This is a genomic window from Kitasatospora sp. NPDC001547, assembly GCF_042894165.1.
Lineage (GTDB): Bacteria > Actinomycetota > Actinomycetes > Streptomycetales > Streptomycetaceae > Kitasatospora.
Map to the genome: position 1 here is coordinate 61,947 of NZ_JBIAVL010000019.1, position 20,987 is coordinate 82,933.

The window sequence follows — 20,987 nt, forward strand, 5'->3', positions numbered from 1 at the left end:
GTGGAACGACATGTCGCAGCGGTCCGTGATGGACGTGGTCTCGGATGTGTGGGCGGCCGTCCTGCACACCGAGATCTCCGGTCCTGACGCCAATTTCTTCGCGTTGGGCGGGAATTCACTGAAAGGCGCCAGAGCGATCAGCCGGCTGCGCGAGGAGCTGGGCATCCGGATCCCGCTCGGCGTGATCTTCGACGCGCAGACCCTCGTCGAGCTGACCGCGGCCATCGAGGCGATGCGGGAGACGGAGCCCGGGGCGGAACAGACCATCGAGCCGTTCGAGGGGCGCTCGGGCGAGATCTTCCACGCGCCCACCTCGTTCACCCAGCAGCGGCTGTGGGTCGACGAGCACATCCAGGGCCCGAGCTCCCGCTACAACATCCCGATGGCGAACGAGCTCGTGGGCCCGCTCGACGTCACGGCCCTGGGGCAGGCCGTCCAGGCGCTGGTCGACCGGCACGAGGTCTTCCGCACCACCATCGAGGCGGTCGACGGCATCCCCGAGCAGGTGATCCGGGCCAGGGCCGAATCGCCGCTGACCGTGGTCGACCTCCGGGACGAGCCGGAGGAGAAGCAGGAGGAGGTCCTGGCCGGTCTGCTCCTCGACTCCGCCCAGCGGCCGTTCGACGTGGAGCGGGGGCCGCTGCTCCGGGTCGAGCTGTACCGGCTGGACGCGCAGTGGCACGTCCTGCTCATCAACCTGCACCACATCATCACCGACGTGTACTCCTTCGAACTCGCCATGGCCGAGCTGCTGGAGCTCTACGCCGCCGCCGCCGGCGGGGGGATCCCGGCGGCCGCGGAGCCGCCGGTGCAGTACGCCGACTACGCCGCCTGGCAGCGGCGCACGGTCACCGGGACCACGCTCGAACGCCAACTGGACTACTGGAAGGACCGCCTGCGCGGCCCGCTCCCCGTGCTGGACCTTCCGACCGACCTGCCGCCCCGGGAGACCGGCACGAGCCGGGGGGCGTCGGTGGACATCGAGCTGCCCCGAGCGGTGTCGCGCAGGATCCGCGAGCTGTCCAGGGAGCACAACGCCACGCCGTTCATGACCGTGTTCACGCTGCTCAACGTGCTGCTCAGCCGGTACAGCGGCCAGACGGACATCGTGGTCGGCATCCCCAGCGCCAACCGTGACCTGCCGGAACTCGAGTCCATGCTCGGGTGCTTCCTCAACACCCTCGCCGTGCGCAGCGACCTGTCCGGCGACCCGACGCTGGCCGAGCTGCTCGGCCGGGTCCGGGGCAGGGTCCTGGAGGCCTTCGCCCACCAGGACGTCCCCTACGAGCGGGTGGCCAACGCGGTCTCGACCGACCGTTCCTCCCGGCAGGGCCCGTTCCGGGTCATGCTGGCCTACCAGCACGCGGTCCCGGCGCCGGAGCTGGCCGGGATCACCGTCAACGACGTCGAGTTGGGCCTGAACCTGAAGGCGGTCAAGTTCGACCTGGTGTTCCGGGTCGTCGAGACCGAGTCGACGTACCGCCTCGCGGTCGACTACAACACCGACCTGTTCCTGGAGGACAAGGCCTGGCGCATCCTCGACCACCTGGCCGTACTCGCGGCCGACGCGGTGGCCGCCCCCGCCAAGCGCCTCTCCGAGCTCACCATCCTCCCCGAGGAGGAGCGCCGCCGGCTCGAGGAGTGGTCCACCGCCGGCTGCGGTCCCTACCCCACGGACCTCTTCCTGCACCGGCTGTTCGAGGAGCAGGCGCTCAGGACCCCGGACGCGGACGCGGTGGAGAGCCGCGACGAGCGGGTCGGCTACCGCGAACTCGACGGCAGGGCGTCCCGGCTGGCCGACGAGTTGACGGCGCGCGGCATCGGCACCGACGATCTGGTCGGCCTGTGCGCGGACCCGTCGGTGGACCTCATCGTCGGCATCCTCGGCATCCTGAAGTCCGGTGCCGCCTACGTGCCGATCGATCCGCTCGCCCCCGTCGACCGGATGTCGTACGTCGTCGCGGACAGCGGGATGAAGGTCCTGGTCACCACCCCGGAACTGCGGGACCAGCTGCCGACGGCCGTCCTGGAGTGCGTGGACGTGGTGAGCACCGCGCAGGACGGCGCGCGCGGCGGCACCCCGGGGTCCGCGCTGCATCCCTCGCAGCTGGTGTACCTGATGTACACGTCCGGGACCACCGGCCGGCCCAAGGGCGTCGGCCTGCCGCACACCGCGATCACCCCGTGGATCCAGTGGGCCCAGGACATCCGCCCGATCGGGCCCGGAACCCGGGTGGTGCACAACCTCTCCTACCACTTCGACTGGTCCGTCGAGCAGATGTTCCACGCCCTGACCGCGGGCGCCTGCCTGGTCATGCTGCCCCGTGAGGTCAAGGCCGACGGCGCGGCCACCGCCCGGTTCATCAACGAGCGGTCGATCCACATGCTGTACCTGACCCCGACCCAGATGCGCGGCATCACCGACGCCGGCCTCGACATGCCGACCCTGCGGCACGTGTCCATGGGCGGCGAGAACCTGGACGCCGACCTGGTGGCGCGGACCCGTGCGGTCGTCTCCGCCGGGTGCGAGATCTGGAACGAGTACGGGCCGACGGAGACCGCGGGCGCGGCCCTGGTCGGCCGGATGGGCGACGAACCGCTGGAGCGCAGCTCCATGCCGCTGGGTGAGCTGATCGCCAACGCCTCCTGCGCGGTGGTCGACCGCTGGGGGAACCCGCAGCCCATCGGCGTGCCCGGCGAGCTCTGGATCGGCGGTGACGGAGTCGCCCGCGGCTACCGCAACCAGCCCGCCCTGACCGCCGACCGGTTCGCCCCGGACCCGGCCCGGCCCGGCCGACGCCTCTACCGCACGGGCGACCTGGTGCGCCGCCTGCCCAACGGGGAGATGGAGTTCCTGGGCCGGGTCGACAGTCAGGTCAAGATCCGCGGCGTGCGGGTCGAGCTGGAGGAGATCGAATCGGTGCTGCGCGGTCACCCGGAGGTGGCGAACGCCGTGGTGGTCCTGGAGCCCGACCAGCGGCTGGTCGCCCACGTGGTCAGGACGCCGGGCAGCGGGCTCGACGAGGCCGCGCTCCGTGCCCACCTCGCCCCGAAGCTGCCCATCGTCATGCAGCCGGCCGTGTTCATGTGGCTCGGCGCCATGCCGCTCTCCCCGACCGGCAAGGTGGACCGCCGGCGGCTGCCCCGACCCGAGCCGGTTCCCGTGCTCCCGGCGGCCGTGACACCGCCGAGCACGGAGACGGAGCGCACCGTCGCGGCGGCCTGGGCGGAGGTGCTCGGGTTCGCCGAGGTGGACGTGCGGGCCAACTTCTTCGAGGCCGGCGGGGACTCGTTCTCCCTGCTGGCGGTCGTCAGCCGACTGCGGGCCGAGCTCGGACTGGACATCCCGGTGCGCGCCCTGGTCGACGCGCCGACCGTCGAGACGCTGGCCGCGCACATCGAGGCACTGCGCCGGGCGGCCGTCCAGCCGTCCGCAACGCCCCTTCCGTAGCCGGCCTCACGGTGCGGCGGTCTGTTCGACAACGATGGGAAGTGACGTCATGAGCGACACCGCGGCTCACGACACGGCGGCAGAGACCCTGCCCGATCTGTTCGCGGCCCAGGTGGCCCGTACCCCTGACGCCGTCGCGCTCGTCGGCGCCGGTGTGTCCCTCACGTACGCCGAGCTGGCTGCCAGGGCCGGCCGACTGGCGCGGTCGCTCATGGCGAAGGGGGTGGGGCCCGAGACGACCGTGGCGGTCGCGGTGCCGCGATCCGTGGAACTGGTGGTCGCCCTCCACGCGGTGCACAGGGCCGGGGCCGCGTACCTTCCGGTCGATCCGCTGCTGCCCGCCGAGCGCGTACGGGAGATGACCGAGGACGCGCGGCCCGTGCTGACGCTCGACAGCGAGGACGTCCGGCGGATGTCGGAGGAGGGCGCGCCCGAGGAGGACGGGACGGGGTGGCCCTCGCCGCACCCGTCGAGCACCGCCTACGTCATCTTCACCTCGGGATCCACCGGTCGGCCCAAGGGGGTGGCCGTGTCCCAGGAGGCCATCGTCAACCGCCTGCGCTGGATGCAGGCGGAGTATCCGCTGGGCCACGACGACCGCGTCCTGCAGAAGACCCCCGCCGGGTTCGACGTCTCCGTGTGGGAGTTCTTCTGGCCGCTGTGCGTCGGTGCGCGCCTCGTCCTGGCCGGGCCGGACGAGCACCGGGATCCCGCCCGGATCGCCGAGCTGATCCGGGCGGAGCGGATCACGACCGTGCACTTCGTCCCGTCCATGCTGCGTCACTTCCTCGAAGAGCCGACGACGGCCCGGTGCGATTCGCTGCGCCGGGTGTTCGCGAGCGGCGAGGCGCTCTCGGCCGATCTGCGGTCACGGTTCTTCCGCCTCCTGGGCGCCGAACTGCACAACCTCTACGGGCCCACCGAGGCCGCGGTGGACGTGTCCTACTGGCGCTGCGGCCCCGACGACCCACCCGGCCCGGTGCCGATCGGTGCCCCGGTGCGGAACACCCGGCTGTACGTGCTGGACGAGCGGCTGAACCGGGCCGCGCCCGGTGCGGCCGGCGAGCTCTACATCTCGGGTGTCCAGCTGGCCCGGGGGTACGTCAACCGGCCGGGGCTCACGGCGGAGCGGTTCGTCCCCGACCCCTACGGCCCCGAAGGCAGCCGGATGTACCGGACCGGGGATCTCGCCCGGCAGGACCCCGACGGCGTCCTGCACTACCTGGGCCGCGCCGACCACCAGGTCAAGGTGGGCGGCGTGCGCATCGAACTCGGCGAGATCGAGGCGACGCTGGCCCGGCACGCCGCGGTCGCCGACGCGGTGGTGGCCGCCAGGCCCGACGAGGCCGGCGAGACGCGGCTGACCGCCTACCTCGTACCCGACCCCGTCGAGGCCGCCGCACTGCGGAACCTGTGCCGCCTCGAGGAAGCCGGGCTCCTCGACCGGAAGGACCTGCAGACCCTGCCGAACGGCATGGCCGTGGTCGCGTCCAACCGCTCGGAGGCGGACTTCCTGTACCGCGAGATCTTCGAGGAGGGCGAGTACCTGCGGCACGGGATCACGCTGCCCGAAACCGGGGCCTGCGTCTTCGACGTGGGCGCGCACATCGGGTTCTTCTCGCTCGCGGTGGCCCGCTCCCGTCCCGGCAGCGTGGTCCATGCGTTCGAGCCGATTCCGCAGCTGTTCCGCATGCTCGAACTCAACACCCGGCTGCACGGAGTCGACGCCAGGCTGTTCCCGTGCGGCCTCGCCGAGGCGGCGGGCACGGCGTCGTTCACCTACTACCCGCAACTCTCGATCATGTCGGGGCGCTTCGGTGACACCGCCGAGGAGCGCGGCGTCCTGGAGGCCTTCGTCCGCAACGAGCAGCCGGTGCGGGAAGCCCTTCCGCGGAGCGGTTCGGCGGATCTCGACAGTCTGCTCACGGAGCGGCTGCGACACACCGACGTGACCTGCGAGCTGCGCACGCTGTCGGACGTCATCGACGAGACCGGTGTGGAACGGATCGACCTGCTCAAGATCGATGCGGAGAAGAGCGAACGGGAGGTGCTTCTGGGGCTCCGTGAGGAGCACTGGAACCTGGTCCGCCAACTGGTGATCGAAGTGCACGACGCCCCGGGCCGGATCGACTGGATCCGGGGCCGGCTGGAGGAGCGGGGGTACCGGGTCACCGTCGACGGGCTGGCGATGCTCTCGCAGACCGGTCTGGTCACCCTCTACGCGGTCCGCGGCGGGCAGCCGGCCTCCGGTGGAGGGACGGGTGCCGCACCGGCGTCCCGTGGGCCGGGTTGGTCGTCCCCGGAACTGTACGTCGAGGACGTGCGGCGGGAAGCGGGGCTCCGGCTGCCGCCGCAGATGGTTCCGGACCACTTCGTGATCGTCGACGCGCTTCCCCTGACGGCCAACGGCAAGCTCGACCGGGCGGCACTCCCCGCGCCCCGGCGCGGGCCGACCGGGAGACCGGCCGCCCCGCGCGACACGACCGAGGTGCTGCTCCGCTCCTTGTTCGCCGACGTGCTCGCGGCGCCCGACATGGGGATCCATGACGACTTCTTCCGCCTGGGCGGCAACTCGTTCGACGCGATCCGCCTGGTGGCCCGGATCCGCGAGGCGCTGGGTGTCGCGGTGAGCGTCCCGAGCCTGTTCAAGGCCCCGACCGTGGCCGCCTTCGCCGAACTGCTGGCTGATGGATCCGACGGAGCCCCGTTCCCGCCCGACGCATGACCCGTCCGGGCACCTGGACGGGAGGGGCACGCAGCACGGCGGCCCCCTGGGAAGCTGCCAGGGGGCCGCCGGCACCGGCGTACGGCGGGCACGTCAACGGGTGGTCATGCCGGAGCTTCCGAGGAGGAGCGGGGCGTGGCCGCCGGGGCGAGTTCGGCGAGTCGGCGGTCGAAGGCGCGCAGCAGATCGGGGAGCCGTTGCGACCAGGAACCGGCCAGCGGGGCCTGGACGACGCAGGTCAGGGTCCCGTCGGGCAGTTCGCACACCTGGAGCTGGACCTCGGCGACCGCGCCGACCGGCGGCACCGGAACGGCGCGCATCCTCACCGGACCGGCCGGATGCTCGACGCGCTGCCAGTTCTCGAAGGCGAACAGCGCCTGGTAGACGGGCATCCGGCCACCGGCGACGGTGTCCACGACCCGGACGATGTCGTAACGGGGCAGCGCGGAGCCCGCGATGCTCTCCCGCACGGCAGCCCAGACCCGCTCGACCACCCCGGGTGCGGACAGCTCGGGCATCCGCACCGGCAGGATGTCGATCAGGCAGCCGAGTTCGTCCTGCTGCCCGGCCGAGCGGGTGGCCACCGGCGTGCCGACGCAGAAGTCGGAGCCGCCGGTGATCTCGGCCAGGGCCCGGCCGTACGCGGCCAGCAGCACCGCGAACGGTGAGCAGGCGCTGCGCCTGGCCTGGTCGCGCACCGCCTGCCGGGTGCTGGGCGGATAGCTGGTTCGGAGCTCGGCCGACCCGCCCACGGCGAGCTCGTGCTGGTTCGGCGCCGGGCCGCCGTCCGGGGTGGGCAGGTCGGCCGCCCCCGCCAGCACGGCGCGCCAGTGGGTGGTGAGCTCGGCGTGTCGCGCCGGCGTGAGTTCTGCGGGCTCCCTGCGTTCCAGCACGGGCAGATCGGTCGCGACGCCGTCGACGGCCCGTGCGTATGCGCGTGCCAGATCGGCGGCGAACACCTCCTGGGAGAGACCGTCGAAAGCGATGTGATGGACCGCCAGGAAGACGGTGGCGCCCTGTGCGTCCGGGGCGACCGCGGCCCGGTGGACGCGGCCGGTGGCGAGATCGAAGGTGTCGGCGTTCAGCAGGGTGGCGGCCGCCTCCTCGAAGCCGGTGCCGGACCCGAGCTGCAGCAGCGGCTCCGCGACCGGCTCCGCGAGGACCCTGCGGACCACCTGCTCGTCCTCGAAGTCGAAGGCGGTGCGCAGCGCCTCCTGGCGGCGCGCCACCGCCGCCAGCGCCGCGTCGAGGGCGGAGAGGTCGAGCGGGCCGTCGACGCGGACCTGGGCGAGGATCCAGCCGGCGCGGCTCGCCGGGGCGATCTGCTCGGCGAGCCAGAGCTGCATCTCCAGGGCGGAGGCCGGCTGGACCCGCACCGTCGCGTGGTCAGTCACAGGAAAGCTCCTTGTCCGTGCCTGCGGGGTTGTCGGTGTTGAGCGGAACGTCCGTGTCGCGCGGCTCGCGGTGTTCAGGCACGTCCGCACCGTCGCAACGCGGCGCTCATGCGTTCCAGGGTCTCTGTCACGACCTGCGGGGACGTGCCGAAGTTGAGCCGTACGAATCCGTCGCCGCCGGCTCCGAAGGCCGGACCGGAGAAGAGAAGCACCTTGGCCTCGTCGCGGAAGAAGGGCATGGGGTCCGGACCGGTCCCCAGCTGCCGGCAGTCGAGCCAGGCGAGGAAGGTGGCCTCCGGAGTCCGACACCGGATCCCCTCCGGGAGCCGCTCGGCCAGCAGTCGCCGGTTCCGGCCCAGGACGGCCATGACGTCGTCCAGCCAGGCGTCGCCCGAAGTCCAGGCGGCCTTCAGGGCCTCGACCGCGAGCACTCCCACTTGGCCGAAGAGCAGCCCGCGCTGCGCGTCGACGGCGTCCCGAACGGCCCGCGGTCCCATGTGTGCCAGCGCGCAGCGGATCCCGGCGAGGTTGAACGCCTTGCTCCCCGAGGTGAGGGTGACGGTGCGGGCGGCGATCTCCGGGCTGAGCGAGGCGAACGGGATGTGCTGGTGCGGGGCATGGGCCAGATCCGCGTGCACCTCGTCGGAGACCACCAACAGGTCGAACCTGAGCACGAGTTCCGCGAGTGACTCCAGCTCGTCACGGCGGAACACCCGGCCGGTGGGGTTGTGGGGGTTGACGAGGAAGAGCACCCGGCAGCGCCCCGAGCCCCCGTCCGCCGCGGTCCGCTCCATGAGTGCGGGATCGAACTCCCACCCGCCCTCGCCCTCCTGGATCGGAACGGTCAGCGCCCTGCGGCCGATCCTCTCGATGACATCGACGAACGGCGGGCAGGCGGGGGTGTGCAGGAGTACCGCGTCGCCGGGGTCGGTGGCGATCCGGATCGTCGCGAGCATCGCCTGGTTGATGTCCGTGAACAGCCGGACGTGCGTGGGATCGGGCCTGTGGCCGTACCGGTGCCGCGTCCGCTCGGCGAACACCTCGCCGAGCGGGCCGCCGCCGCTCTGGTCGAACCACGGGGGGTAGCCGAGATCGCCGTCGACGCGGCGCAGCAGGGCCTCGCGTATCGCGGGTGCGGTCGGGAAGTCCATGTCCGCGACCCAGGAGGCCAGCATGCCGTCGCCCGCGGTGGCCCACTTCTCCCCGTCCCGCTGGGACAGGTGGCTCAGTTCGAGGGCGTCGAGAGCGGTTGACGAAGTTTCGGCGTTCATAGTCCTGTTCCGTGTCGGTTCGATGGCGCAGAGTTGCGCGGACGAATGTCGGTGCGGTGCCGCACGACGGAGAGGAGGCCGGTACGGAAAGCGTGCGGCAGTAAACCGATCGCTCGGCGGAATTCCTGCGGTTCCGCCGGTCCTCCAGTCGCATCCCCACCGTCCAGCCGGCCACTGGGGAGTTCCCCGAGTACCTCAAGGGGAGCACACAAGGTTATGCGGCAGCCTTTGGCCCATGATGTGTGATGTCGGTCACATTGCGGCGTTCGCAACCCCCCGGTAATGTCGCCAACAGCGCCTTCCTCAGCCCGGATTAGACGCTGAGGCTAGTCGCTCGCAAATCTCGGAGCCTCCTGGCCCGGCAGTCGGTGCGCACATGCGCCCATCCGATATTCACAGTCGAATTACATCTGCGATGTCGAGAATCTGTGACAGGAGTCAGGAATTGTCCTCCCGTGCTGCCCAATTCCCTGCGGACCGGCCGCGTGGCGTCGACGCACCCCGTTGCACGGGGGTGTTACGCCGAGACATTCCCGGTCTTTACGCCGGCGCCGTCAGGGATGTGGCGGCGTCCTGTGCGACCGCCCCGGAGAGTGTGCTGCTGGCCGGCTTCGCCGCGTTGCTGTACCGGTATTCCGGCCAGAACCAGGTCGAGTTCCAGGTGCACCGCGAAGGCGGTGGGGACTCGCTGCTCCGCTTCTCCGTCACCGGGGAGAGTACGCTCCGCGGGCTGACCGGTGCGGCCGGCGCCGTGGCGGGCCCCGGTAAGGAGCCCGCGCGCATCGGTGTACGGCTCGGTGCGGACCGGGCCGGCGGGGACGATCGGCCGTACGAGGTCGAGCTCGTGCTGCCGGTGGCCGAGGCGGCCTCCCGGTCGGTCGCTCTCCACTTCGACGAGCGACTCTTCGAGACGGCGACCGGCGACCGGCTGCTCGCCCACTTCCAGAACCTGCTCGAGGACGGCGCGGACCGGCCGGACCAGGCACTGGCGGACCTCGTGCTGCTCACCGGGCCCGAGGTGCACCGGATCCTCGTGGAATGGAACGACACCGCTGTCCGGCTGCCCCGTGAGGAGGGCTGCCTGCACGAGGCATTCGAGGAGCGGGCCGCGCGGTCCCCCGAGGCCGTCGCCGTGGTCCAAGGAGCGACCCGGCTGACGTTCCAGGAGGTCAACGCCGCGGCGAACCGGCTGGCACATCATCTGAGGGACCTGGGCGTCGGCCCCGACGACCGCGTCGGCCTCTACCTCGAGCACTCGCCCGACCTGCTGATCGCGATGCTCGGGGTGCTCAAGGCCGGCGGGGCCTATGTCCCACTCGACCCCGGCTATCCGCGGGCCAGGGTGTCCACCATGATCACCGGTGCCTCCTGCGTGGCTCTGATCAGCCGGAGCGAGCTCGCTGCCGCTCTGACCGGCGAGGACTCCGTGCGGCGGGAACGCCTGGTGCTGCTGGACCGCGAGTCCGCCGCCCTGTCCGCTCGGCCCGATCACGATCCGAAGGCCCAGGCGGGGCCGGACAACCTCTGCTATGTCATGCACACGTCAGGTTCTACCGGGAAGCCGAAGCCGATCGCGCTGCGCCACCGGGGCGTGGTGAACAACATCGAGGATCTCAACTCCCGCTTCGCCGTGGGCATCGGCGACAGTGTCCTCGGCCTGTCGTCCCCGAGTTTCGACATGTCGGTCTACGAGTTCCTCGGGATGACGGCGGCAGGCGGCACCCTCGTCCTTCCCGCGCCCGGCCGGGCCAAGGATCCGGCGCACTGGGCCGAACTGGCGGCGGAGCACGGCGTCACGGTGTGGAACACCGCGCCGGCACTGCTGGAACTGGTACTCGACCACGTCGAGCACGGCGGGGGTGGCGCGCCCTCACCGGTGGGCGCACTGCGACTGATCATGGTCGCCGGAGACTGGATCCCGCTGAAGCTGCCCGGACGCGCCCGCGGGGCCGCGCCCGGTGCCAGGTTCATCTCCCTCGGTGGGGCCACCGAGGCCTCGATCTATTCGACGATATTCGAGGTCGAGGCCACCGAACCCACCTGGAGGAGCATTCCGTACGGGCGCCCGATGGCCAATCAGCGCACGTACATCCTGGACGAGTCGCTTCAACCCGTTCCGCCGGGTGTGACGGGCGAGTTGTACCTCGCCGGCGTCGGCCTCGCGGTCGGCTACCTGGACCAGCCCGCCCTCACCGCCGAGCGATTCATCGAGTGGAGCTGTGGCCCGGTGGCCGACGAGCGGCTGTACCGTACCGGCGACCTGGCGAGGTTCGGTGCCGACGGACTGATCGAACTGATCGGCCGGACCGACCTCCAGGTGAAGATTCACGGACTGCGGGTGGAGCTGACCGAGATCGAGTCCGTCCTGCGCGGCCATCCCCAGGTCAAGGATGCGGCGGTGACCGCACGGACCGATGCCGTCGGCGTCCCGGTCCTGGTCGGATACGCCGTGCCGCGTGACGGCGAAGTGCTGGACCCGGAGGACGTCCGCAGGACCCTCGCGGCCAGCCTCCCGGCTCACATGGTTCCCGGCACCGTGCTCGTGCTGCCGGCCATGCCGCTGAGCCCCAACGGGAAGCTGGACCGCAAGTCGCTTCCCGCGGCCCCCTCGCTCCACGAGGAACGCCGTGGCGGCACCGTGCCCGTGGATGCCGAGCCCAGCGGTCCGTGGGAGGAGCGGATCGCCGCGGCGTGGCGGGACGTTCTGGGCATCGACGCGATCCGGCGCGACGACGACTTCTTCGCCCTGGGCGGCGATTCGATGACGGCCATGCGCAGTATGGCGCAGGTGCCCGAGCTGACGTTGGTGGCTCTGCACAGCCATCCGACGCTGCAGAGCCTGGCCGCGTATCTTCAGGCCACGGCCGCCCTGCCCGGGGCGGGGGACTCCGACCCGGGGCGGAGCGGCGCGGCGTAACGGGGCGGGCCCGGGGACGAGGCGCGGACGCCTTGCCGTCCGCCGGGCCCCGTCGGGCCTCGGCCGGTCGTCGAGCAGCGTACGGTCCGTGCCGGGGCAGGCGTCCCGGGAGTCGGCAAGCGTCCTCGCCGAGGGGCTCGCGGTGAACGGCCGGCACGCCGCGGTGGAAGCCGGGACGGTGGAGCTCCGCGGCCGGGGCGTACGCGCGGCCGGTGCGGCGGCGAACTGCTTCCGCCGCCTGCCCGGTCCGACGGGCCGGGCGGGAACCGGCCGCGACGGTCCTCGCGGCCGCCACGAACACGCCTGCTGATCGCGCCGGCCCACGGGAATCCCCGGGGCTCGGCCGGCCGGTTCGCGTGCGTTCCCGGAAACCCCGTCGGAGCCCTCGGGCCGGCCCGGACGTGAATGAATGAGAAATGATGCGGACGTGACATTTTCGAAGACACGGCCTGGTGAGGTCGAGTAAGATCACGGGTGAGTTCGAGGTCGTACCGGGGGAGCCCTCGATGGAAGAGCCGCTGGACCGCCACGGGATGAATGCGGCCAGGCTCTGGGAAGTCCCGGCCTTTTGACGGACTGGGATGGGTGTTTTCGGGGAGCAGAAGGACGGGAATGTCCATCGATGGCCCGCCGGAGTAGTTCGTCATCGATGTCCGTGTTCGGGGACAAGACCCTGGAAGACAGAATCCGGAGGACTGATGGCCACGCACGCTATTCAGAAGGTGCATTCGGGGGGTGGCGACATTCAGATGCATCGCCCGGGAGGAGTGTCCGATCCGGACGCGTTCCGGGAACGGCGTCTGACACGCAGGCGCCGGCTGTCGGCGGACCTGGCGAGTGCGAGAACGGGCACCCGCTATTTCCCCGTGCTGTCGGTACTGGCGCCCGTCATGACCCAATCCGAGGGTGAAATCACCTATCCGGGCGACCCGATGTGCCTCTACACGGCGCTGAGCGTCGCCGTGCACCGTGCGGTGGCGGACGCCGGCCCGCTGGAGGACGCCGTCCACTACAGCGACCTCGCGCCCGAGTGGACCCGGTTCCCGTCCAAGGAGTACCGGCTTTCCGTCAGTGACGACGGATACCGGGCCTACGGCACGTCACCCAACACCGACCAGACGGTGTTCGACCCCCGGGTCTGGGACGACGCGGCGCGCGCGCGATGGGTGCGGCTACTGCGCGAGGTCCAGCCCAGGGTCGTGCTCATCAGCGCCGTGTCACCCGCGCACCGCTACGCGCTCGACATCGCGAGACTGGCCAAGCGCGAGGTCCCGGACGCCTTCGTCGTACTCGGAGGCCGGCATGTGGACGAGACCGTCACCTGCACCCCCGACGGCCAGGCCCTCCTGCTCGAACCCAGCAGCACGGTGGCGGTCATCCAGGAGGGCAGGGCTCCCGGAGTGGTCGACGCCGTCGTCGGCGGCGAGGCCTACTTCGCAGTGGACCTGCTCATGCGGGCCCTCGCCCTCGCCACCGACCTCGACCGGCGTTGGGTGGACCGTGACCAGGTTCTGCCGTGCCTGCAGGGGCTGCTCGCCGAAGAGGGTCCCGTGCCCGGCGTGTCGGTCGTCGTCCTGGCGGCGGGGGAGACCTTCGACGCCGTCGCGCTCCGTGGCCGAACGCTCGACCTCGCGACCTTACCCTCGCCGTACGAGGCGTTCGCGATCCGGTCCCGGTTCCCCATCTTCACCCGCCCCGGGACGGGGGAGGTGCTGCGCACCGCGCACTTCATGGTGTCCAACGCCTGTCCGTACCGATGTAATTTCTGCTCCGAGTCGTCACAACTCACCGGGCTCAAGCGGTTCAAGGACGATGCGATAGGTGCGGCGGCGGAGCGGGTCTGCGAATACGTCGGCTATGGCGCCGAGTCGCTCTTCTTCGACGACTCCGTCTTCTGGAGCGGTCGGTACCGGGACATCGAGAACTTCTGCGAGGAGCTCAGCCGGATCCGCCGGGACGAGAGCGGTTCGCTCGAACCGCGCTACCGCAGATTCGTTCGCGGGGAAGACGACGTCCAGCGGCTGCGCGACCTCCAGTGGGGTGCCCAGCTGACCGTGGACACCCTGGTCGCGCTCCATTCGGCTGAGGAGTCGTCAAGGATCCTGCGGAAGATGAAGGATGCCGGGTGCAGCTACATCTACATCGGCATCGAGAGCATGTCGACGCAAGTCATGAACAACATCCACAAGAACCTCCGCCGGGACGAACGGAAGCCCTGGAGGGAAAAGGTCCGGGAAGCCGCGGCCCTGGTCAAGGCACAGGACCTGCAGCTGGGAACCTCCGTTCTCTTCGGCCTCGACGGTGAGACGCGGGACAGCATCGACGAGACCATCCACGAGGTGGGCCGTCTCATCGACGACGAGCTGGTCGATCTGGCCAGCCCGAACATCCTCACCTATCACCCCGCGACACCGGTCACGCGCCAGCACGGCATGCGGGACCGACTCGACTACCACTCCCCGCGCATCGACAACCGGGAGCCCTACATCTATTTCGAGGAAGCTTTCCCCGGTGTCGTCTCCGTCCTCCTCACCGAGGACGACATCTGGCACATACACCGGGAGACCGAGAAGCGCTGGGGCGGGGCCCGCAACGACGCCGCCGCGGTTCCGGTCCAGGAAGAGCCGGCCGACACCGCTTCCTAGCCGCTGTCCGGACAGCACGGCAAGGATGGCGAGCACCCGTCCGCGTGGCGCAGACTGGGGGCGATGACTCTTTCGGACCCGAGGACGGATCACATGGCCGACCGGCCGTTGACGCTGATGGCAGTGCACGCCCACCCCGACGACGAGGCCACCGGGACGGGCGGTGTCCTCGCCCGGTACGCGGCGGAGGGCATGCGCACGGTGCTCGTGACGTGTACGGACGGCAGGTGCGGCGACGGACCGGGCGGGGCCAAGCCGGGCGAGCCCGGCCACGACCCGGCGGCCGTCGCCGCCATGCGCCGGCAGGAACTGGAGGCCAGCTGCGAGGTGTTGAACGTCGGCCACCTGGAGCTGCTGGAGTACGCCGACTCCGGGATGATGGGCTGGGCGAGCAACGACGAGCCCGGCTCCTTCTGGCGCACGCCGGTGGCGGAGGGCGCCGCCCGGCTCGCCGAACTGATGCGGCACTACCGGCCCGACGTGGTCGTCACCTACGACGAGAACGGCTTCTACGGCCACCCCGACCACATCCAGGCCCACCGGATCACCATGGCGGCCCTGGAGCTGGTCGACCTGACGCCGAAGGTCTACTGGACGACGGCGCCGCGCTCGGCGATGCAGCGGTTCGGGGAGGTCATGCGCGAGTTCGGCGCGGACTTCGAGGAGCCGGACCCGGGGTCGGCGGAGGCGGTCGAGCTGCCGGAGATCGGCCTGCCCGACGAGGAGATCACCACCTGGGTGGACACCACCGCCTTCGCCGGGCAGAAGTTCGACGCCCTGGCCGCGCACGCCAGCCAGGGCGACAACATCTTCTTCCTGAAGATGGGGAAGGAACGGTTCGCCGAACTGATGGGCGTGGAGACCTTCCTGCGGGTCCGGGACACCACCGGCGCGGCCGTCCCCGAGAACGACCTCTTCGCCGGCCTGCGCTGACCCCGGCACCGGCCCGGCGCGCCGGCTGCGAGGCGGACGGGCCTCGCGGCCGGCGCGGTCACCGCCCGGCGGCCTCGTAGCCGGCGCGGTCACAGCCCGGCCAGGACGGCGAGCAGCCGGTCGACCTCCTCCGGGCTGTTGTAGACGTGCAGGCTCACCCGCACCGAGCTCTCGCTCTCCCCGGCCCGCCCCTGGCAGTGCCCGTCGGCCCGCACCATCAGGCCGTGGCTGGCCAGGACGAACCCCAGGTCGTTGGAGCCGATCCCGCGGTGCCGGAAGGTGACGATGCCCTCCCGCCGCTGGACCTCGGAGTCGGCGGCCAGGCTCCGTTGGCAGCCGAGGACCTCGTACGGGGCCAGCGTGCGCAGCCCCTCGGTGAGCCGGGCGGCCAGGGCGGTGTTCCAGAGCCGGACGCGCTCCGGCCCGGCGGCGTCGAGCCAGTCCAGGGCGGCCTCCAGGCTGGCGATCCCGCAGGTGTTGGGCGTGCCGGTCCAGCCGCCGGGGGTGAACTCCGGGCCCCGGGTGTTGCGGGCCCACACCGCGCCGGTGCCGGGCAGGGCCATCGCCTTGTGCCCGGAGAAGACCACGAAGTCGACGTCCAGGGTGCCGACGTCCACCGGCAGGTGGCCGACGCCCTGCGCGGCGTCCAGGCAGATCGGCACGTCGGGTCCGACCGCCGCCCGGATGCGGTGGACGTTCATGTCGCCGCCGTACACGTGGTGCACGTGGGTGGCGGCGACGAACGCGGTGCGCGGGGTGACGAGCCGGGCCAGCGCGCGGTGGTCGTAGTCGTGCGAGGCCGGGTCGTACGGCAGCTCGCGCACCGTGACGTGGACGCCCTGGCGGGCCAGCAGTCGCCGCGCCTCCAGCCAGGGCAGCGCGTTGGCCTGGTGGTCGGCGAACGGCACGAGGATCTCGTCGCCGTCCCGCAGGTGGCGGGGCAGCCAGTCCCGGGCCACCGTGCGCAGCCCCTCGGTGGCGCCGCTGACGAAGTGGACGCCGGAGCGCTCCTGCGGGTCCGGGTCGCCGAGGAAGCGGGCCACCCGGACGCGGGTGCGCTCGACCAGGGCGGTGGTGGCGTTGGCCCAGGTGTAGGTGCCGCGTCCGGCGTTGGCGTTGGCGGTGGTCAGGTAGCGCTGGACGGTGTCGAGCACCGCCCGGGGCTTCTGCGAGGTGGCCGCGCTGTCCAGGTACGCCTGGTCCGGGTTGCCGGTGATGATGGGGAACTGCGCCCGCAGCTCGCGGTGCCAGTCGCGGAGTCCGTCGAGGGCCCGGTCGGGGGTGGTCATGGCCGTCCCCGCTCAGTTCCGGACCAGCGGGGCGCCCGCGTCGCGCCAGGCGATGACGCCGCCGGTCAGGCTGCGGGCGTCCCGGTGGCCCATCCGGGTGAGCAGCGCGGCGTACCGGACGGACTTCTCGCCGACCGGGCAGGCCAGCAGCACCGGCTGGTGGGTGCCGAACGGCAGCCCGCCGTGCAGGAGTTCGTCGAAGACCTCGTCGACGATGTTGATCGAGCCCTCGATGTGCAGCGCCGCGTAGGCGTGGGGCCCGCGCAGGTCGACCACCAGCGGCCGCTCCTCGGCGATCCACTTGCGGGCGGCGTCGACCTCGACGGTCCGGGCGGCGGCCAGTTCGGCCGGGGTCACCGAACCCACCGAGTTCGGCCGGGCCGGCTGGTTGAACAGCTCGGGCCGCCGGTGGCGGATGTAGCTCAGGTAGCTCTCCACCCGGTCGCAGACGATGAAGACCGCCGTGTGCCGTTCGCCGGTCGCCCGTTCCGCCAACTCGGCGTCCACGGTGCGCAGGTGGCGCAGCGCGCCGTGGAAGGCGCCGCCGCCGGTCGGGCCGGCCGGCAGGCCGCAGCGGCGCACCAGGGTGAGCATGCCGTCGATGGCCTGGTCGGCGGTCACCGACTCGATGGCGTCGTAGGTGGCGGGGTCGAACAGCCCGACCTCGTGGACCTCGTCGATGGTGCGGATGCCGGGGATGAAGTCGGACTTGTGGGCGACCAGTCCGAGCACGTCGACGGCCGGGTTGTGGGCGCGCAGCACGGCCGCCACGCCGGTGGACGAGCCGGCGGTGCCGACGCAGGCGACGAAGTGGTCCGGGGCGCGGCCGTCGAGGTCCCGGACGATCTCGGGGCCGGTGCCGGTGAGGTGGGCGTCGACGTTGAGCCGGCTGTAGTACTGGTCGGTGTGCAGGTAGCCGGAGTCGGCCTCGGACAGCATCCGGTGGATGCGGGTGAGCGGGTCGTCGGTGTCGGTCGGGTCGAGGCACTCGGTGCGGCCGGGCAGTTCCTCGATCTCGGCGCCCAGCAGCAGGAGCAGGTCCTTGATCTCGGGGACCCGCATCCGGTTGGTGACGCTCCTGAACGGCAGTCCGTGCAGGCCGGCGATCAGCGCGAGCGCCTTGGCGGTGTTGCCGCTGGACAGCTCCACGACGGTGTCGCCGCGCTCGACGGCCCCGGGGAGCGCCTCGCGGGTCATGTTCCAGGCGGCGCGGTCCTTGACGGAACCGAAGGGGTTGAGCATCTCCAGCTTGGCGTACAGGTCGATGTGCCGCAGGCCGGTGACCGCCGGGTCGATCCGGAGCAGCGGGGTGTTGCCGATCGCGTCGGTGATGCTGTCGTACCTCATGCCCGTCCGTCCCCCCGGTCTCCCGCGGCCGCCGTCGCGTCGACGGGCCAGTACTGCTCGTCCAGGCGCCACCGCCAGGCGCCGTCCCGCCGGTACGCGGCGACCTTGCGCGCCACGGGCTGGCGCAGCGCCCGGCCGGCGCTGAAGTCCATCAGGTAGCCCGCGGTGTTGGCGAAGGCGAGCAGGTCGCCGGGGGCGGGCAGGCGGGGCAGGAAGACCTTCCGGCGGGTGATCAGGTCGGTCTCCAGGCAGAGGTTGCCGATCAGGTACACCCCGACCGGGTCGTCCGGTGCGTCCGAGCCGACCGGGCCGTCCGGCGCACCGGGCCGGGGGACCAGCAGCGGGTCCATCAGCACCCCGTGCTCCTCCAGGCCCACGTCCCGGGCGTTCGCCTCCAGCCGGACCAGGCGCTCGCCGGCCGGGGTGTGCCGGACCTCCAGGACCCGGGCGAGCGTCGCCCCGCACTGGTCGGCCAGCGCCCGGCCGGGCTCCACCACCAGGTCGTACAGGTTCTCCAGCAGCAGGGTGCCGAGCGGCCGCCCGAGGGTGGGCGCCGGGTGGGAGAGCAGCTCGTCCAGGTAGGCCTCGGCGGCCACCGGGCGGTGCGCCGGGTAGAGGCCGAGGGCGCCGCGCAGCCGGCCGGACTCGGCGCGCAGCCCGTAGCCGTGGCCCTGCCAGGTGAGCGGGGGCCGCCGGCCCAGGACGGCGTCGGTCAGTTCGGTGGTGTACCGCTCCCACTGGGCCGCGTCGGCCAGGTAGTCGACTCCGAACCCGCCGCCGATGTCGACGGTGTGCGGCCGCAGGCCCCGGCGCCGGCACTCGTTCAGCACGGTGACGCAGGTCTCCAGGGCGACGGCCTTCTCGGCCACGCCGGTGGTGTCCAGGTGGTAGGCGACGCCGGTGGTCTCGACGGCGTCCCGGTGGCGTTCGAGGGCGTCGAGCAGGTCGTCGAGCTCGGCGGCGTCGGTGCCGAACCGGCTCGGCCGGGTGAGCACCGTGACCCCCGGCGCCCGGAAGCCGGACAGCCGCGGCAGGACGCGCACCGGTGGCAGGGCGTGCTTGCGCACCAGGTCGGCCAGGTCGTCGAGTTCGGCGCGGGAGTCCAGGTGGACGGTGACGCCGGTGCGGGCCGCCAGCCAGAGGTACTCGCGGTTCTTCGGGCCGGTGGCGATGATCCGGTCGGGCGGGCAGCCGGCCCCGAGCACGTGCTGGAGTTCGGCGAGCGAGGCGACGTCCATCCCGGCGTCGGTGGCGGCGAGTCGGCGGACGAGGGCGCTGGAGCGGTTCGCCTTGTGGGCGAAGTGGATCCGGCCGGTGAGGCGGTGCTTGCGGTAGACGGCCTGGAAGCGCGCCAGGTTCTCCGCGATCTGCTCGGGCAGGAGCAGGTTGAGCGGGGAGCCCAGCGCGTCGGTGAGGGTGTGCAGGAGGTCGCGTTCCTCCAGGAGGGAGCGGAGCGGAGTCTCCAGCCGTGGTTCGAGATACAGCGGTAGGGGCCGCATGCGAAACCAGCTCTCCATGAGAAGTCGGCATGAGGGGGGCCGAGCCGAGGGAAACGGTAACCGTTTCCCCGGGTGATCGACAGGGCGCTTCTGTCACACCATCGCAACGACTGTGCCGATCGGGAATCCCGCGCTCCGGACGTCTTCTGACGGATCGTCAGCGAAGGGCGACCAGGACGGAGCTGGTGCCGTACTGCCACACCGGGCCGGCCTGGCGGAAGCCGGCCTCGCGCAGCAGTTCGCCGTGCCGGGCCGCCGAGAGGCCGTTGCCGGGTCCGTCGGTCGGGGGCAGCTGGCGCTCGCGGGCCGTCAGCAGGTCGGCGAACTCGGGGACCCGGCCGGCCGCGGCCCACCACTGGGACCAGTCCTCGGCGGCGGCGGTGCCCCGGCGCTGGGCGCGGCGCCGGCCGATCGCCAGGGCGAGTTCGGCGAGCGGCCGGTCGTCGGGGATGAGGTGGTCGCCGTTGACCAGGACGCCGCCGGGCCGCAGCAGGCCGGCGAGGTCGCGGTAGATCCCGAGCAGCGCGTCCGGCGGAGGGTAGTGCAGTGCCGTGGTGGACATCACGGCGTCCAGCGGGCGGTCGAGTTCGAGCGCCTCGACCCAGCCCGGGCGGCCGATCAGGGTCTCCACCCAGCGGGCGATCCGGGGGTGCCGGGCGCGGCCGAGGGCGAGCAGCAGCGGGTCGATGTCGACGGCGAGGATCTCGGCGTGCGGCAGCCGGGCCGCGACGCGCGCGGACAGCGAGCCGGGGCCGCTGCCGAGGTCCGCGACGAGCGGGCGCTCGCGGTGGCCGACGGTCTGCTCCAGTACGTCGGCGATGACGGTGAACCGCTCCTCGCGCTCCACCGCGTACCGCTCCTGCTGGCGCTCCCAGCGGTCCACCCAGGCGCCGGCCAGGGCGGCGTCCACTCGCATCCCGACTCCCGCGGTGTCCCGTGCGCGTTCGAGGCTCGACTTCCCGCCAGTGTTTGTCATGTCCATCCAGCTCTGCAACCGGTTCGGCGTGAGGTTCCCGCGAAACTTTTCCAGCGAAACGATATCCGTTTTCATCTGAAGCTTTCCACCGGGCCCCGCCCGAGCGCCGGATCGTGGTCGGGGCGGACGGTTCGGAGTCGTCCGGACGGGCGCTGCGCCGGGCCGTGCGCCGGGCGGAGCCCACCGGCGGCGCGCTGGTGGCGGTGATCGCCTGGGAGTACCCGACCTGCCACGGCGCGCGCGGCTGGTTCCCTCCGGCGGGCACCGACGAGGCGGCGCCGGAGTCCCGGGCGCGGCAGGAGGTCGCCAGGGCCGTCGAACGGGCCGCCGGGGAGGACCCGCCGGTCGAGGTGCGCACCGAGGTGCGCTACGGCACCCGGGTGGGCGCGCTGGTCGAGGCGTCCAGGGGAGCGGACCTGCCGGTGGTCGGCAGCCGCGGCCTCGGGGGCTTCGCGGGGATGCTGCCGGGCCCGGTGGCCCAGCACTGCACCCGGCACACGACCGTCCCGGTCGTGGTGGTCCGCGGTGGGGAGTGAGCGG

General features: G+C 72.0%; 11 protein-coding genes and 1 pseudogene. 6 read left to right on the forward strand and 6 right to left on the reverse strand.

The genetic code is table 11. From position 1 onward, the window contains the following. The first annotated feature begins 10 nt into the window (after positions 1-10). Complete coding sequence (locus ACFY0X_RS28505; protein ID WP_387758771.1) at positions 11-3,451, forward strand: amino acid adenylation domain-containing protein; 3,441 nt, start codon at positions 11-13, stop codon at positions 3,449-3,451. 64 nt (positions 3,452-3,515) lie between these two features. Then, a pseudogene (locus tag ACFY0X_RS28510) lies at positions 3,516-6,176 on the forward strand (amino acid adenylation domain-containing protein); the annotation flags it as partial. A gap of 104 nt (positions 6,177-6,280) precedes the next feature. On the opposite strand, the gene ACFY0X_RS28515 reads toward ACFY0X_RS28510, so the two are convergent. Then, positions 6,281-7,570, reverse strand: a complete 1,290-nt coding sequence (locus tag ACFY0X_RS28515) for a condensation domain-containing protein (RefSeq protein WP_387758773.1) — start codon at positions 7,568-7,570, stop codon at positions 6,281-6,283. 74 nt (positions 7,571-7,644) lie between these two features. Then, complete coding sequence (locus ACFY0X_RS28520; protein ID WP_387758774.1) at positions 7,645-8,841, reverse strand: MalY/PatB family protein; 1,197 nt, start codon at positions 8,839-8,841, stop codon at positions 7,645-7,647. Between the two features lie 445 nt (positions 8,842-9,286). On the opposite strand from ACFY0X_RS28520, the gene ACFY0X_RS28525 reads away from it, so the two are divergent. From ACFY0X_RS28525 to ACFY0X_RS28535, 3 genes are all read left to right on the forward strand, one after another. Beyond that, positions 9,287-11,758, forward strand: a complete 2,472-nt coding sequence (locus ACFY0X_RS28525; protein WP_387758776.1) for an amino acid adenylation domain-containing protein — start codon at positions 9,287-9,289, stop codon at positions 11,756-11,758. Between the two features lie 767 nt (positions 11,759-12,525). Next, entirely contained in the window at positions 12,526-14,403 is a 1,878-nt protein-coding gene (locus ACFY0X_RS28530) for a B12-binding domain-containing radical SAM protein (protein ID WP_387758777.1), read from the forward strand. A gap of 93 nt (positions 14,404-14,496) precedes the next feature. After that, complete coding sequence (locus tag ACFY0X_RS28535) at positions 14,497-15,336, forward strand: PIG-L family deacetylase (RefSeq protein ID WP_387758778.1); 840 nt, start codon at positions 14,497-14,499, stop codon at positions 15,334-15,336. Positions 15,337-15,425: 89 nt separating this feature from the next. Here ACFY0X_RS28535 and ACFY0X_RS28540 read toward each other — a convergent pair whose 3' ends face one another. The 4 genes from ACFY0X_RS28540 to ACFY0X_RS28555 all read right to left on the reverse strand — a co-directional run bounded on the left by ACFY0X_RS28540 (position 15,426) and on the right by ACFY0X_RS28555 (position 20,387). Next, on the reverse strand, positions 15,426-16,625 hold the full coding sequence (locus ACFY0X_RS28540; protein ID WP_387758779.1) for an aminotransferase class V-fold PLP-dependent enzyme: 1,200 nt from the start codon (positions 16,623-16,625) through the stop codon (positions 15,426-15,428). 12 nt (positions 16,626-16,637) lie between these two features. Further along, positions 16,638-17,972 (reverse strand): pyridoxal-phosphate dependent enzyme, encoded by a 1,335-nt coding sequence (locus ACFY0X_RS28545; RefSeq protein ID WP_387758781.1) that lies wholly within the window; start codon positions 17,970-17,972, stop codon positions 16,638-16,640. After that, complete coding sequence (locus ACFY0X_RS28550) at positions 17,969-19,471, reverse strand: Y4yA family PLP-dependent enzyme (RefSeq protein WP_387758783.1); 1,503 nt, start codon at positions 19,469-19,471, stop codon at positions 17,969-17,971. The genes ACFY0X_RS28545 and ACFY0X_RS28550 overlap by 4 nt, the downstream gene beginning before the upstream one ends. A gap of 157 nt (positions 19,472-19,628) precedes the next feature. Further along, the gene (locus ACFY0X_RS28555) at positions 19,629-20,387 is read right to left on the reverse strand and encodes a class I SAM-dependent methyltransferase (RefSeq protein WP_387758784.1); all 759 of its coding nucleotides are present in this window, start codon (positions 20,385-20,387) and stop codon (positions 19,629-19,631) included. A gap of 173 nt (positions 20,388-20,560) precedes the next feature. Here ACFY0X_RS28555 and ACFY0X_RS28560 point away from each other — a divergent pair, with 173 nt between their 5' ends. Continuing rightward, positions 20,561-20,983: a universal stress protein gene (locus tag ACFY0X_RS28560; protein WP_387758786.1), complete on the forward strand. Its 423-nt coding sequence runs from the start codon at positions 20,561-20,563 to the stop codon at positions 20,981-20,983. Positions 20,984-20,987 lie beyond the last annotated feature (4 nt).